The following is a 13004-nucleotide window of genomic DNA, read 5'->3' on the forward strand; positions in this document are numbered from 1 at the left end:
CTCCGTCAGGGTCCCGGTGACGGCCCTGTGCAGGCACCATGGAGGAAGGGAGGACCCCGGGACGGTCCCCGCGACGACCGTCCCGGGGTCCTCCCGCGTCCGGCGTCCGGCGGACCTCAATAGACTGGGCCAACGTGAGTGCCAAGCCGCGTATCCCGAATGTCCTCGCCTCCCGTTACGCCTCGCCGGAACTGGCCCGCCTGTGGTCACCCGAGCACAAGGTGGTGCTGGAGCGCCGGCTCTGGCTGGCCGTGCTCAAGGCCCAGGCCGACCTCGGGATCGACGTACCCGAACAGGCGATCGCCGACTACGAGAAGATCGCCGAGCAGGTCGACCTCGCCTCCATCGCCGACCGGGAGAAGATCACCCGGCATGACGTGAAGGCCCGCATCGAGGAGTTCAACGCCCTCGCCGGGCACGAGCACGTCCACAAGGGCATGACCTCCCGCGACCTGACCGAGAACGTCGAGCAGCTGCAGATCCGCGACAGCCTGCTGCTGGTACGCGACCGGGTCGTGGCGCTGCTGGCCCGCCTGGCCCGCCTGGCCGCCGAGCACACCGGCACGGTCATGGCCGGCCGTTCGCACAACGTCGCCGCCCAGGCCACCACACTCGGCAAGCGCTTCGCCACCGCCGCCGACGAACTGATCGTCGCCTACGAACGGCTGGAGAACCTGCTGGAGCGCTACCCCCTGCGCGGCGTCAAGGGCCCCGTCGGCACCGCGCAGGACATGCTCGACCTGCTCGGCGGCGAGGACCGGCTGGCCGCGCTGGAGGACCGCGTCGCCGCGCACCTCGGCTTCGCCCGCCGCTTCACCAGCGTCGGCCAGGTCTATCCCCGCTCGCTCGACTACGACGTGCTGACCACCCTGGTGCAGCTGGCCGCCGCCCCCTCCTCGCTGGCCAAGACCATCCGGCTGATGGCCGGGCACGAACTGGTCACCGAGGGCTTCAAGGAGGGCCAGGTCGGCTCCTCGGCGATGCCGCACAAGATGAACACCCGCTCCTGCGAGCGCGTCAACGGCCTCGCCGTGGTCCTGCGCGGGTACGCCTCGATGGCCGGGGAGCTCGCCGGAGACCAGTGGAACGAGGGCGACGTGTCCTGCTCGGTGGTGCGCCGGGTCGCGCTGCCCGACGCGTTCTTCGCCTTCGACGGCCTGGCCGAGACCATGCTGACCGTGCTCGACGAGTTCGGCGCGTTCCCCGCCGTCATCGAGGCCGAGCTGGGCCGCTACCTGCCGTTCCTCGCCACGACCAAGATGCTCATGGCCGCCGTGCGGGCCGGGGTGGGCCGCGAGACCGCCCACGAGGTCATCAAGGAGCACGCCGTCGCCTCGGCCCTGGCCATGCGCTCGCGCGGCGCCGGCAACGAACTGCTCGACCGCCTCGCCGCCGACGAGCGCTTCCCGCTCGGCCGCGCCGAACTCGGCGCGTTGCTCGACGACCGGTCCTCCTTCGCCGGGGCCGCCGCCGGTCAGGTCGCGGCGGTCGTCGCGCGGGCCGAAGAGATCACCGCGCGCCATCCCGGCGCGGCCGCGTACACCCCCGGCGCGATCCTGTAGGGACGCCGATGCGGCTGAGCCCGCTGACCAGTGAGGCCGAGGTCGCCGCCGCCTCACGCGACGACGACCTCGTCGTGTGGGCGGCGCAGGGCATGCGGCCCGGCGTCCGCGCCTGGGCGTACGGCGAGGCGGTGGCGGTGGCGAGCCCCGCGGCGGCGCGGCGCGACCGGCTCGCGGTCACGGGCGAGCCGGCCCAGATCGTCCCGCTCCTGCGGCACGCCCTGACCGAGGTAGGCCCGTCGTTCCGGCCGCTCGGCGAGGCCGCCCTCATGGAGGAGGTGGTCCGCGCCACGCCGGAACTGGAGGCGGTGGGTCACTTCACCTGGATGGTGACCGAGAAGCTCGCCCCGCCGCGCGCGGGCGCACCCGGCCTCGCGGACCGCGCGCCGGAAGGGGCGCCGGACGGCTCCTCGGCGGGCGCGCGGCCGGTGGCGGCGGAGGCCGCGTGGCTGGAGCCCGCCGAAGAGCGGGAGGTGGCCGCGCTGCTCGCCGCCGCCCACCCCCGCTCGTACGCCGTGCCGGGACTGCCGGGCGTACGCCGGTGGGCCGGAATCCGCGACGGCGCGCGGGCGCTGCTGGCGGTCGCGGCCGACGCGTGGTCAGCGCCGTCGGTGGGACTGCTCGCCGGTGTCGCGACCGCGGTGCCCGCGCGGGGGCACGGGCTGGGGGAGCGGGTGTGCCGGTTCACGGCGTCCGCGCTGCTCGACGCGCACGGGCGGGTGGCGCTGATGGTGGACGACTGGAACGCCCCGGCGATCGCCGTCTACGAACGGCTGGGTTTCACCCGCCGCGGTCTCGGCGTCGCCGCCGTACGCGGCTGACCCCGGCGTCAGGCGGGCTGGAACAGTTCGATCAGGTTGCCCGCGGGGTCGGCGAGCAGGATCTGCCGCCCGCCGGGGCCGGTGACCACATCGCTCCGGAACGGCAGCCCCGCGGCCCGCAGCCGGGCGACCTCGGTGTCCAGGTCGTCGACGATCAGGTGGACGCGGTTGCGGCCGGCGGCGCCCGCGTCGTCCGGGGTGGCTCGGGCGCCGGAACTGGCGGGCCCGGACAGCAGCAGCCGCAGCGGCCCGCGTACGACGTCGGCGAAGGCGGGCGCGGCGCCGCCCCGCAGGGTGAATCCCAGATGCGTCGTGTAGAAGTCGACGGCCGCCTGGACGTCGTCGACGATGTACCGGACGCCGGCGAACCGGTCGGGCGATGTCATGACTGGGCCTCCTCGGCCGGGTTCTCCCCCGCGGGGTGGGTGAGGACGGGCAGCAGATAGCGGATGCGGGTGTCGATCTCGGCGGCGGCGCGTTCGAACGCCGGGCCGCCGGCCTGGCCCGTCTCGTCGCCGGGGGCGGCCGGGTCGGGGATGCTCCAGTGCAGGCGCCGCGGGTGGCCGCCGAACTCCGGGCAGACCTCACGGACCTTGTCGCACAGGCTGATCACGTAGTCGAAGCGGCGGCCGTTCAGCGTGTCCAGATGCCGGGGACGCCGGTCGGCGATGTCGATGCCGTACCGCCGGCGCAGCACCCGTACGGCGCCGGGGTGCGTGCGGGGCTTGGGGTGGCTGCCCGCGCTGGCCACGTCGGCGCGGTCGCCGGCGCGGTGCCGCAGCAGGGCTTCGGCGACGGGTGAGCGGGCGCTGTTGCCGGTGCACACGAACAGCACCGAGGACGTCACCGCGTCGCCGGCCGCGGCCGCCGGCGGGGCGGGGACCAGGCGGAGCGCGGGATGCAGGGCGGTGCCCGCGGCGGCCAGCGCCTCCGCGCAGCGTTCCAGGTCGAGGCGGTAGTAGCTGTCGCGGCCGTCGTGACTGCTGCGCCGGGCCACGACCAGCCCGGCCGAGCGCAGGAGCCGCAGATGGTAGGAGATCACGTTCTGCGGCTCGCCGACCAGCGCCACCAGTTCCCGCACCCGCAGATCACCGTACGCGAGCTCGCTCAGCAGCCGCCACCGCACCGCGTGCGCGGCCAGCCGGACGAACACCGGCGGGACGGCTTGCGCGGACGGCACCATGACGAGCATGGTACATCAAACTGCTTTGATTGATCTGTCCCTGTGCCGGGCTTGTCGCACCCGTTCAGGCGGCGCGGACGGACTCGGCCAGCCGCGGGTTCAGGCCGTCCAGCACGCCGATCAGATCACGCAGGGTGGTGATCCTCGCGACCGGTTCCGCGGACGAGGTGAACGCGGGGGAGGGCTCGGCGCGGTAGCGGTCCAGCCAGACACCGTGCATACCCACCCGTGCGGGCGCGACGGCGTCGAGCAGCAGGTTGTCACCGACCATCAGCACTTCCTCGGGCCGCAGCCCCAGCTTCGCCGCCGCCCGCAGGTAGCACTCCGGGGCCGGCTTGAACGCGCCGAGCGTGTCCGGGGTCAGGACGACCTCCATGCGGTCCATCAGCCCCAGGCGGCGCAGCTTGGCCTCCTGCTGCACCGGATCGCCGTTGCTGAGCACGCCCAGCGTCAGCTCGTCGCCGAGCGCCCCTAGGGTCGCGGCCACGTCGGGGAAGGCGGCCCAGGCGTCCTCGTAGTGGGTCAGGAAACCGGCGAAGGCCGTGTCCGGGTCGGTCGGCGCGGGCATGCCCAGCCGGTCGCAGAACTCCCGCAGCCGCCTGCGCCGCTGCTCGGCGAACGAGCACTCGCCGGCGTGCCAGGCCGGCAGATGCTTGTTCTCCAGGTCGAGCCACAGCGCCGGCGCCTCCGGCAGCAGCTCATGGCCGGGGCAGACCGTCTCCATCCAGCGGGTCGCGGCGAGGGCGACGGCCCGGCGGTGGTCGAAGAGGGTCTCGTCGAGGTCGAACAGAATGGCCCTGATCACGAGTCCCCATCTTCGGGGGGATGTGTTTCCGGTGCGTTTCGGAACCGTGAAAGCCTGGGTGAAGATCGCAGTCAAGTCCGGCCTTTGGTGGATCGGGTAGGCAATTTCCTACCCGAAGATGACAGGTAGGATATTTCCTACGTATTATGCAGTGTGTGGACACCACTCCCGCCGCTCGGGCGGAAGACGCGATCTTCGCCGCGCTCGCCAGCCCGGTGCGGCGCGAGGTCCTGCGCCTGCTGCGCGAACGGGGCCCCCAGTCCGTGCAGGACCTGGCCTCCGGCTTCGCGATGGCCCGGCCCAGCTTCTCCGAGCACCTGCGGGTGCTGCGGGACGCGGGCCTGGTCAGCGAACGCCGAGACGGCAGGCGCAGGCTCTACCGCCTGGAGGCCGTCCCGCTCGTCCGCGTCCGTGACTGGCTCGACCCGTACGAGCGGTTCTGGCGCGGCAGGCTGACCGGTCTGCGCGACCTGCTCGACGACATGGAAGACATGAACGACACCCGGGACGCGGCCGCCCTCGGCCGTGCCGGAGACCAGGAGACGACATGAACGACATGAACGACGCGCACGGCACCGACGACCCGACCGTGCTGCGGCTCGACGAGTTCCTGGCGCATCCGCCCGCCCGCGTGTGGCAGGCCCTGACCGACCCCGGGCTGCTGGCGCGGTGGTTCATGCCGGGAGACTTCCGCCTGGCCGTGGGTCACCGGTACACCATGGCCGGCATGGCCATGCCCGGCACCGGGTTCTCCGGCACCGTGCAGGCCGAGGTGCTGGCCTTCGAACCCGAGCGCATGCTGCGCCTCGGCTGGCGCGACGCCGACCCCGCCAGCCCCGCGGCCGCCGACTGGACGATCACCTGGACACTCGAACCCGAAGGCAGGGGCACCCGGCTGTTCCTCACCCACGAGGGCTTCGATCCCGGCAGCGAACTGCAGCGGCGGGCCCGCTCCATCATGGACGGAGGATGGCGCCATCTGCTGACGGACCGGCTCGCCACCGTCCTGTGACGACCGGCGCCGCCCGGGTGGGCGGGTGAAACTTTCCGGGTCGGCCCGCGGCCGAGCAGGGGTGACGCGGCGGCATTAGTTTGGACGGTTGACTTATTCCGGCCGGCGATCTTAACGTGCGGAGGCTCTCGCTCCGCGTGCGGTGCGAGCAGCGGCTTTCCATCCACGATGGCCCGTCCCGAAGGAGCGCAGAATGCCCGACACCACGCCCGGGACGGTGGTTCCCGGCCCGTACGGCGGCCGTCGCGGCGGCACCGCGGCTCTGGCGGCCGCGCTGGTCGTGGGCGGCCTCGTCGCCGGGGCCCCGGGAACGGCGACCGCAGCGACCGGCTGCGCCGTCACCTACACCACCAGCGATTGGCCGGGCGGTTTCAGCGCCGCCGTCACCGTGCAGAACCTGGGCAGCGCCATCGACGGATGGACGCTCGCGTTCACCTTCCCCAGCTCCGGTCAGAAGGTGACCACCGGCTGGTCGGCCACCTGGAGCCAGAGCGGACAGAACGTCACGGCCACGAACGTGGACTACAACGCCGCCATCGCCACCGGCGGGTCGGTCTCGATCGGGTTCAACGGCTCGTGGTCGGGTGCCAACCCCAAACCGACGGCTTTCACGCTCAACGGCGTGACCTGCACCGGGTCCACCACCACCTCGTCACCCACCCCCTCGGTGACGCCAACCGTCACACCCACCGTGACGCCCTCGGCGACTCCCACAGTGACGCCCACCATGACGCCCACGGTGTCACCTTCCGCGACGCCGACGGTGACGCCCACGACCGGGAAGCCCACCGTCGCCGCCGACGGCACCGGCACCTACCGGACCGTGCAGGCGGCGATCGACGCGGTGCCCACCGGCAACTCCAGCAGGAAAGTGATCACGATCAAGCCCGGCACCTACCGGGAGATCGTCACCATCCCGGCGAACAAGCCGTACATCACCCTGCAGGGACTCGGCACGTCGGCCAGGGACGTCCTGATCGTCAACAACCACGCGGCCGGTGCGTACGGCACGTTCAACAGCGCCACCGCGTTCGTCAACGGCCACGACTCCGCCCTGACCAACCTGACGGTCTCCAACGACTACGTCGAGGACGGCTCCACCGTCAACCAGCAGGCCGTCGCGCTGAACCTCAACGCCGACCGGGCGATCCTGTCGAACGTACGACTGCTGGGCGACCAGGACACCTTCCTGATCAACGCCTCCGCCCGCGCGTACGTCAGAAGCTCCTACATCGAGGGCACGGTCGACTTCGTCTTCGGCGACGGCACCGCCGTGCTGCACGACTGCGACATCTACGAGAAGCGCAGCAGCGGCGCCCCCATCACCGCGGCCAGGACCGACGCCGCCAAGCCCTACGGGTTCCTCATCTACAAGTCCCGGATCAGCGGCGCGACCGGCGACACCACCCAGCTGGGGCGCCCCTGGGGTCCCAACGCCCAGGTGCTCTACCGGGAGTCCACCCTCAGCTCGACCATCAAGACCTCCCAGCCCTGGACCGACATGTCCGGCAACTCCTGGAAGAACGCCCGCTTCTTCGAATACCGGAACACCGGCGCCGGAGCCACGGTCAACGCCAACCGCCCGCAGCTGAGCGACGCCCAGGCCGTCAACTACACCCCGCAGAAGTACCTGGCCGGCTCCGACGGCTGGAACCCCGTGAGCTGACTCCCTGAGCTGAGTGTCGTGAGCTGAGCCTGCCCGGCCGACGCACGGGCCAGCGGAGACACGGCCCGGAGGGAGCGGCCCAGAAGAGCGAGCCGGGGGAGCGGCGCGCAGTTCAGCCCTCCCCGGGACCGCTCTCCCCGCTGTGCGCGGTGTGCCCGGCCGGGCCGCCGCCACGGCGGCGCAGCAGCGGGTGCGACCCCATCGCCACCTCCAGTTCCCCGGGCAGATCGTCGCGATAACGACCGAGAGTCGACAGGTCGCTGTGCCCCAGCACCCGCCGCACCGCGTCCATGTCCGTGCCGTCGGCCAGCAGGTGCGTCGCCGTCGTGTGCCGCAACCCGTGCGGCGTCACCTCCCTGCTCCGCCCGGGCTCCACCCGCCGCCGCACCCGGTCGATCACCGCCTGCACGTCACCCCGCGCCAGCCGCCGGCCCCGCCATGACAGCAGCAGCGCCTTCTCGCCGGCCCCGGCCGCGCGCACCGCGAGGTACGCGTCCAGCGCGGCGGCCACATCACGGGGGAGCGGAACGTCGCGGGTACGCCCGCCTTTGCCGAAGATCCGCCAGTAGCGCATCCCGTCGTTGGTGTAGAAGTCCTCCACGTTCGCCCGCACCAGCTCCGAAACCCGCGGCCCCAGCGCGGCCAGCAACAGCACCACCAGCGCGTCACGCACCTCGGTCCGCTGGTCGGCCCGGCGGCGGCGCCCGTCCGAGCCGCCCGGCTCAGGTGGCGGGGCGGGGGAGCGGGCCGCCTCGATCAGGCCCTCGGCCTGCTCGCGCGTCAGCGCGCGGCGTTCCGGCCGCAGCCCGCCCCGCTCCCGCGCCCGCACCGACGAGGCGGCCATCGGGTCCAGATGCACCCACCCCGCCGACGCGGCATGCCGGAACAACGCCGACACCGATCGGCGGAACCTGGCCTGCGACGCCGCGCTCTGTCCCGGACCACCTCGTGGCGCCGGCCCGCGCGTCCCGCCTCCGCGGGGCAGGCCGTCACGAGCGACGCCGTCTCCCGCCGCCGCGCCGTTCTCCCCGTTCTCCCCGCTCCGCCGGCGTTCGTCCGGCTTGCGCGCGAACGCCAGCAGCACCGCGTCCACGTCCTCGCCGGTAAGGTCGTCCAGGACCCGGTCGTCTCCCGCCAGCCGTACGAACGTGGCCACGTCCCGCGCGTACACCTCGGCCGTCGCGGGCGACAGTGCCCCGGTCACGGTCTTCGCGCGGACCAGCTCCACATAGCGGTCCGCGGCCTCCTGCACGGTCAGCCGGTTCACCTGCGGGGGCAGCATGATCGACACCGTACCGCCCGGGACCGACAACAATCACCCGGCCCGGAAGCGGCACGGAACCGGCACGGCCGCCCCCCCCTCGACGCAGGCGCCGTTTCTACTCGACCACGAGCGAGTCGACGAACCGCTCCGCCTCGCTCTGGCTCATGCCGGTCTCACCGCGCACCAGGAACACCGCCTGCTCCACCCGGCCGGCCGCCTTCATCTCCCGCGCCCGCGCGGCCAGGTCGTACCCGTGATGCGCCGTCGCCACTGGCAGCGACCGGCCCGCGCCGATTCCGTCGGCCAGGTCTTTCGCCTCCTTCAGTCCCAGCCCGGTCTCCTCGCGGATCAGCTTGATCGCCTCGACCTTCTTGTTCTCCGCGTACAACTCCCGGACGCGCTGCTGCAGAGCGGCCGAAATCGGCGGCACCATGCCGGGACTACGCCAGGCGAGCGGCCCGGCGGGCCGCGCACCGGCCCGCGCGGCCGCGAAGACGACACCGAGCAGCGCGACCACGATGACGGCGAGGACCAGTAACTCGAACGGACCCACATTAGGCATGCGGTGATCGTAAAACGCGCGGCAACGCCACGGTGGTCTCAGCCGGAAGTTCCGGTACACATCGCCGCCGCGCGGAGCCCATGGTCGCGTCGTGATGGTTCCGCAGCAGGCTGCCGACTTCCGGTTGGCCGGCCCTCCTCCCGCTTCACCGTACGAGAGGAGGGGCGGCCGTACGTTCAGCTGTAGGAGACGGACTGCACGGTGCAGTTGGTCTGCCACGGCCCGGGGTAGACAGGGGCGGTGGTGCAGGCCCAGGTGCCGGTGACGGTGGTCGTCCCCGCGGGGATGCTGGCGTAAGCGGACGAGCCGAAGAAGTCGTACTGGTGTCCGCCGCTGCAGATGCCGCCGGCGCCGACGGCCGTGGTCCCGCTGGGCACCGTCTGGGTGAACCGCCACGAGTGCGTGGCAGGGACGGCGGTCGCGCTGCTGTAGGGCACCGACCCGCCGCCGGAAGGAATGGCGCCGAACCACAGGTCGGAGGCGTACCAGTCGGAGGTGTCCCCGAAATAGTTCACGTTGAGGCAGTCGACCGTGAACTGCACCGTGATGCCGGACGCCATGGCCGGCTGCGGTGCGGACACCAGAGCCAGCACCCCGGTCGTGACCAGCGCAGAACCGAGCGCCAGCGCCCGCCGAGCCGATTTCGCAGCGAACATGTCTATCCCTTCTCCGGCCACACCCGTGCCACCGCGAATTCATCATCGCCGCCGGGAACGGTCAATCACCGAGATTTTCGGCGCCGACCGAAAGTTCTGCCGAAACGGGGAGTGAAATTACCGCTGCGGAGAATGCGGAGCCCGAAACTGCGGGAGTGCTCACCCGCGAGCGCAGTACATGCAGCAGCGATCAATTGGTCGCCTGTCCGCGTCCATCCGGAAACGTGACTTCCGGATGGACGACCAGACCGGAAAGATGACCTGTCGCTCTCGTGAAAAGTTCACCCCCGCAAGCGCGTGCTCACCTCGGCAGGAGGCGACGGCGCAGCAGGAGCCCGGCGCCGGCGGCCAGGGAGATCGCGAGGCCGGTCAGCACGTACATCCGCCCGTCAGGCCCGGCCTCGCCGCCGCCTCCGGTCGCGGCCGCGCCGATCGGAGTCGCGACCGCGTCCCGGGCCGCCGGGGCCACCTCGTCGTCTTCGTCGGGCACGGCGGCGGTCACCGTGGCCGTCACGGTCCGCGTCGGCCTGGGGCTGCTGCCGGTGCCGGTGGTGGCGCTCGCCGAGGGAGTCGGGCTCGGGGAGGGAGTGGGGCTCGTCTGCCCGTCCCGGGTGACGGTGAGGGTGTAGGCGGTGAGCTCGTCCACGTTCCGCACCTCGCACTCGATCGTCGGCGAGGTCGGCAGGGGGCCGATGTTGACGGCGGCCGGCCGCACCGAGGCCGTGCCCGCGTTCGACGAGGTCGTCTTCATGTTCACCACGGCCGTCGGCAGCGGGATGATCTGCCCGCCGCCGACCGTGCTCAACGGCTCGCTCACGCCGGTGGCGGATGTCAGGTTCGCGATCCCGGTCAGGGCCGCGTACGCGTACAGCTTGACGCCGGAGAGCCCAGCGGCCGGTGCCCGCAGTTCGCGGCCGGTCACGTACGTCCCGCGCCAGCCGATGGACATCTGCCTGCCCGTCGTGGCGTCGTCCGGCATGGTCAGCTCGACGTTGATCTCGACGTTCTGCTTCTCGGTCACGCCTTCGGTGGTGCACTCATACTCGACGACCTCAGCGGCCAGGCGCAGGCCGCGCTCGGCGGCCGGCAGGGGAGCGGCCTGAACCGGGTGGCACAGCAGCGCGAGGCAACCCGCGAAGACGAACGAGACCACCGCATGCATACGCAACGCCGGCTCCTGAGGGGACTCATGGGACGTCGGGGACCTACATGAGACGTGGCACGGCGAAGATCGGTTGCCAGGCGATCAGCGAATCAGCGAACCGGATGATCGTGGGGGAGGGGACGCGCGGCCTCGGCGCGCAGACCGTCGAGGAAGAAGGACAGGAAGCGGCGCCACGTGTCCGGAGCGGTCTCCATCGACTCCCGGATGACCTGGGACATCGCCCAGACCAGGGTCACCAGGTCCCCGATCTCGAAATCGGCGCGCAGGCGGCCCGCGGCCCTGGCCCGCTCGATGATGCGCTCCACGTCGAGGAAGCCGCGGTGGCACGCCTGGCTGACGTCCGTCGCCAGGGAGAAGCTCTGCGTCAGGGCGTCGTTGAGGCCGTGGTCCTCGGCCTGCAGGGTGAACAGCCCTTCGAGGAAACCGGCGAAGCCCGCCCAGGGGTCGGGGTCGGCCAGGGCCGCCGCGGCGATCTCGTCAAGGGCGGCCATCCGCTGGGGAAGGATCGCGCCGAGCAGCGCCTCCCGGGTCGGGAAGTGGTTGTAGAGGGTCCCGATGCTGACGCCGGCACGGCGGGCGATGTGCTCCAACGGAGCGTCGAGTCCGCGCTCGGCGAGGACCTGGGTGGCCGCGACCAGCAGTTTGTCGCGGTTGCGCGCGGCATCCGACCGCAGCGGTTTCGATCCGGCTGCCATGCCTCCCATCATATGAACATGAGGGTTGCCTCAAGTTTGTGATAGTGTCCCCACTAAGTTGAGAATGCCCTCAACTTTCCTGTCCTGGAAAGGTGCCTCATGTCTGCAGCAGCACGCAAGGCCGTCGTCGTCCTCGGCGCCGGGCCCGGGCTCGGCATGTCCATCGCGCATCGGTTCGGGCGCGAGGGATACGCCGTGGCGCTGATCTCCCGGACGGACGCCCGGCACCCCGGATATGTGGCCGCCCTGGCCGAAGCGGGGGTCGAGGCGGCGTCCTTCGCCGCCGACGTACGCGACCGCGACCGACTCCTGTCCGCACTGGACGCGATCACCGAACGGTTCGGCACGATCGACTTGCTCTACTACGGCCCGGGAGCCGCTGACCTGGACGCCCCGCGCCGGTCGATCACCCAGACGACCTCCGACGACGCCAGAGAGGCGATGAACATCCTGTATCCGGCAGTCGACGCGGTCGGCGCCGTACTGCCCGGCATGGTCGAGAGAGGGGAGGGCGGGCTGCTGTTCGCCGGCGGGCTGAGCGCCGTCATGCCGATGCCCGCGCTCGGCGACCTGGCGCTGTCAGCGGCGGCGCTGCGCAACTACGCCCTGACCCTCAACGCCGCGCTGGCGGGGGAGGGCGTGTACGCCGGGAGCCTGATCATCGGGGGACTGGTCGAACGGGGCGACATCTATCGGTTGGTGACCTCCCAGCCCGAGCGCTTCGGCGATGTGGGGAGCAGTTCCCTCGACCCGGACATGATCGCCGACACCGCCTGGGACCTCTATGCCAAGCGCGACCGCCCCGAGGCGACGTTCAGCGCCTTCTAGTAGGACGGGGAGCTGCCAGGGGTGCAGGTGATGGCCGAGGGCGGCTCGGCAGCGCGCCGGGCAGGGCGGCCGACGTCAACGACTGACCCGGCACCAGGAGAGCGACGAATGCCGCCATAGCCCGGCGGCCTCAGCTCTTCCTGGCCTTCCAAGGAGGTTTCTTATACCCAACAGAATCCACCTTCTGTCCGGTATGTCATTCTTCATCCGCTTTGTCTCTGACGGCTGACTCCATGGAGACGATCAGCAACGCATTGCCCAGCTCGGCGACCAACGCGATCGTTTCCTCATCCGGCTCATATCCGAGGTTGATGCGGATCCCGACCTTGTCCGGCAACGTGACGCCGCGTTCCTTCAGCCAGGCCTGCCAGGCATATCCGTCGATGAGCTGCTGGATGACCGAGGCGACCTTTTCTCGGCCGGTCCGTTCGGCGAGTCTATTTTCCGCGTCGAGGATGCGCGGGTCGACGTCGGGCTGGTCGTGCATGCGTTCTTCCTTGCCCTGGTGCTCCCGTCCAGGTCGCCCGCCCCGCCGGGCTCCCGGTTCTCGGACGGTATCCCGAGAAAGCCTGTTAGGGAGCTATTTGTGCCTTTTACACGGCTTCGCCATCGTCCCCTTCGTGCCTCATCCGCATGGTGGTCAGCTCCATCAGCGACATGGCGAGGAAACTCACCGCCCGATCCAGGGCACGGTGCGCCCGCTCCCAGTCAGGCTCTTGCACGTGCGCACCGCCCGACCCTGCACGAGATGGCCGACGCGGTCGAGCAGGGCTGGGACGGGTGGG

15 protein-coding genes are annotated in these 13004 nt (G+C 71.4%); 6 read left to right on the top strand and 9 right to left on the bottom strand.

The genetic code is table 11. The features are described from left to right. Window positions 1-134: 134 nt before the first annotated feature. Window positions 135-1562: an adenylosuccinate lyase gene (gene purB, locus HHX40_RS13915; protein WP_182880924.1), complete on the top strand. Its 1428-nt coding sequence runs from the start codon at window positions 135-137 to the stop codon at window positions 1560-1562. Between the two features lie 8 nt (window positions 1563-1570). Then, the gene (locus tag HHX40_RS13920) at window positions 1571-2383 is read left to right on the top strand and encodes a GNAT family N-acetyltransferase (protein WP_182880925.1); all 813 of its coding nucleotides are present in this window, start codon (window positions 1571-1573) and stop codon (window positions 2381-2383) included. An 8-nt stretch (window positions 2384-2391) separates the two neighbouring features. Here HHX40_RS13920 and HHX40_RS13925 read toward each other — a convergent pair whose 3' ends face one another. The 3 genes from HHX40_RS13925 to HHX40_RS13935 form a co-directional block, all read right to left on the bottom strand. Continuing rightward, window positions 2392-2769 (bottom strand): VOC family protein, encoded by a 378-nt coding sequence (locus tag HHX40_RS13925; RefSeq protein ID WP_182880926.1) that lies wholly within the window; start codon window positions 2767-2769, stop codon window positions 2392-2394. Then, window positions 2766-3566 carry an ArsR family transcriptional regulator gene (locus HHX40_RS13930; protein WP_182880927.1) on the bottom strand — a complete coding sequence of 267 codons (801 nt, stop codon included), beginning with the start codon at window positions 3564-3566 and terminating at the stop codon, window positions 2766-2768. The genes HHX40_RS13925 and HHX40_RS13930 overlap by 4 nt, the downstream gene beginning before the upstream one ends. Window positions 3567-3630: 64 nt before the next feature. After that, entirely contained in the window at window positions 3631-4371 is a 741-nt protein-coding gene (locus tag HHX40_RS13935) for an HAD family hydrolase (protein WP_182880928.1), read from the bottom strand. 155 nt (window positions 4372-4526) lie between these two features. Here HHX40_RS13935 and HHX40_RS13940 point away from each other — a divergent pair, with 155 nt between their 5' ends. From HHX40_RS13940 to HHX40_RS13950, 3 genes are all read left to right on the top strand, one after another. Continuing rightward, window positions 4527-4922, top strand: a complete 396-nt coding sequence (locus HHX40_RS13940) for an ArsR/SmtB family transcription factor (protein ID WP_117408958.1) — start codon at window positions 4527-4529, stop codon at window positions 4920-4922. Beyond that, on the top strand, window positions 4919-5383 hold the full coding sequence (locus HHX40_RS13945) for an SRPBCC family protein (RefSeq protein WP_259403587.1): 465 nt from the start codon (window positions 4919-4921) through the stop codon (window positions 5381-5383). The genes HHX40_RS13940 and HHX40_RS13945 overlap by 4 nt, the downstream gene beginning before the upstream one ends. Before the next feature lie 193 nt (window positions 5384-5576). Then, window positions 5577-7049: a pectinesterase family protein gene (locus tag HHX40_RS13950; protein WP_220499106.1), complete on the top strand. Its 1473-nt coding sequence runs from the start codon at window positions 5577-5579 to the stop codon at window positions 7047-7049. Window positions 7050-7161: 112 nt separating this feature from the next. Here HHX40_RS13950 and HHX40_RS13955 read toward each other — a convergent pair whose 3' ends face one another. The 5 genes from HHX40_RS13955 to HHX40_RS13975 all read right to left on the bottom strand — a co-directional run bounded on the left by HHX40_RS13955 (window position 7162) and on the right by HHX40_RS13975 (window position 11391). Beyond that, the gene (locus HHX40_RS13955) at window positions 7162-8331 is read right to left on the bottom strand and encodes a tyrosine-type recombinase/integrase (protein ID WP_182880930.1); all 1170 of its coding nucleotides are present in this window, start codon (window positions 8329-8331) and stop codon (window positions 7162-7164) included. A gap of 97 nt (window positions 8332-8428) precedes the next feature. Then, complete coding sequence (locus tag HHX40_RS36620; RefSeq protein WP_244301850.1) at window positions 8429-8875, bottom strand: ribosomal protein L7/L12; 447 nt, start codon at window positions 8873-8875, stop codon at window positions 8429-8431. A gap of 176 nt (window positions 8876-9051) precedes the next feature. Beyond that, entirely contained in the window at window positions 9052-9531 is a 480-nt protein-coding gene (locus HHX40_RS13965; protein ID WP_182880931.1) for a hypothetical protein, read from the bottom strand. A 301-nt stretch (window positions 9532-9832) separates the two neighbouring features. After that, window positions 9833-10699, bottom strand: coding sequence for a hypothetical protein (locus tag HHX40_RS13970; protein ID WP_182880932.1), 867 nt, complete (start codon window positions 10697-10699; stop codon window positions 9833-9835). Between the two features lie 86 nt (window positions 10700-10785). Then, window positions 10786-11391, bottom strand: coding sequence for a TetR/AcrR family transcriptional regulator (locus HHX40_RS13975; protein ID WP_182880933.1), 606 nt, complete (start codon window positions 11389-11391; stop codon window positions 10786-10788). A 99-nt stretch (window positions 11392-11490) separates the two neighbouring features. Between HHX40_RS13975 and HHX40_RS13980 the strand changes: the two genes are divergently transcribed. Then, the gene (locus HHX40_RS13980) at window positions 11491-12219 is read left to right on the top strand and encodes an SDR family NAD(P)-dependent oxidoreductase (protein ID WP_182880934.1); all 729 of its coding nucleotides are present in this window, start codon (window positions 11491-11493) and stop codon (window positions 12217-12219) included. Between the two features lie 196 nt (window positions 12220-12415). Here HHX40_RS13980 and HHX40_RS13985 read toward each other — a convergent pair whose 3' ends face one another. After that, window positions 12416-12706, bottom strand: a complete 291-nt coding sequence (locus HHX40_RS13985; RefSeq protein WP_182880935.1) for a hypothetical protein — start codon at window positions 12704-12706, stop codon at window positions 12416-12418. Window positions 12707-13004 lie beyond the last annotated feature (298 nt).

The sequence above is a fragment of the Microbispora sp. H10949 genome (assembly GCF_014161435.1).
GTDB classification, from domain to species: domain Bacteria; phylum Actinomycetota; class Actinomycetes; order Streptosporangiales; family Streptosporangiaceae; genus Microbispora; species Microbispora triticiradicis.

Excerpts from the sequence above, each read along its gene's own strand:
- HHX40_RS13920 (WP_182880925.1), top strand. The coding sequence starts at position 1,571 with ATGCGGCTGAGCCCGCTGACCAGTGAGGCCGAGGTCGCCGCCGCCTCA.
- HHX40_RS13925 (WP_182880926.1), bottom strand. The coding sequence starts at position 2,769 with ATGACATCGCCCGACCGGTTCGCCGGCGTCCGGTACATCGTCGACGAC.
- HHX40_RS13930 (WP_182880927.1), bottom strand. The coding sequence starts at position 3,566 with ATGGTGCCGTCCGCGCAAGCCGTCCCGCCGGTGTTCGTCCGGCTGGCC.
- HHX40_RS13945 (WP_259403587.1), top strand. The coding sequence starts at position 4,919 with ATGAACGACATGAACGACGCGCACGGCACCGACGACCCGACCGTGCTG.
- HHX40_RS13950 (WP_220499106.1), top strand. The coding sequence starts at position 5,577 with ATGCCCGACACCACGCCCGGGACGGTGGTTCCCGGCCCGTACGGCGGC.
- HHX40_RS13955 (WP_182880930.1), bottom strand. The coding sequence starts at position 8,331 with ATGCTGCCCCCGCAGGTGAACCGGCTGACCGTGCAGGAGGCCGCGGAC.
- HHX40_RS36620 (WP_244301850.1), bottom strand. The coding sequence starts at position 8,875 with ATGCCTAATGTGGGTCCGTTCGAGTTACTGGTCCTCGCCGTCATCGTG.
- HHX40_RS13965 (WP_182880931.1), bottom strand. The coding sequence starts at position 9,531 with ATGTTCGCTGCGAAATCGGCTCGGCGGGCGCTGGCGCTCGGTTCTGCG.
- HHX40_RS13975 (WP_182880933.1), bottom strand. The coding sequence starts at position 11,391 with ATGGCAGCCGGATCGAAACCGCTGCGGTCGGATGCCGCGCGCAACCGC.
- HHX40_RS13980 (WP_182880934.1), top strand. The coding sequence starts at position 11,491 with ATGTCTGCAGCAGCACGCAAGGCCGTCGTCGTCCTCGGCGCCGGGCCC.
- HHX40_RS13985 (WP_182880935.1), bottom strand. The coding sequence starts at position 12,706 with ATGCACGACCAGCCCGACGTCGACCCGCGCATCCTCGACGCGGAAAAT.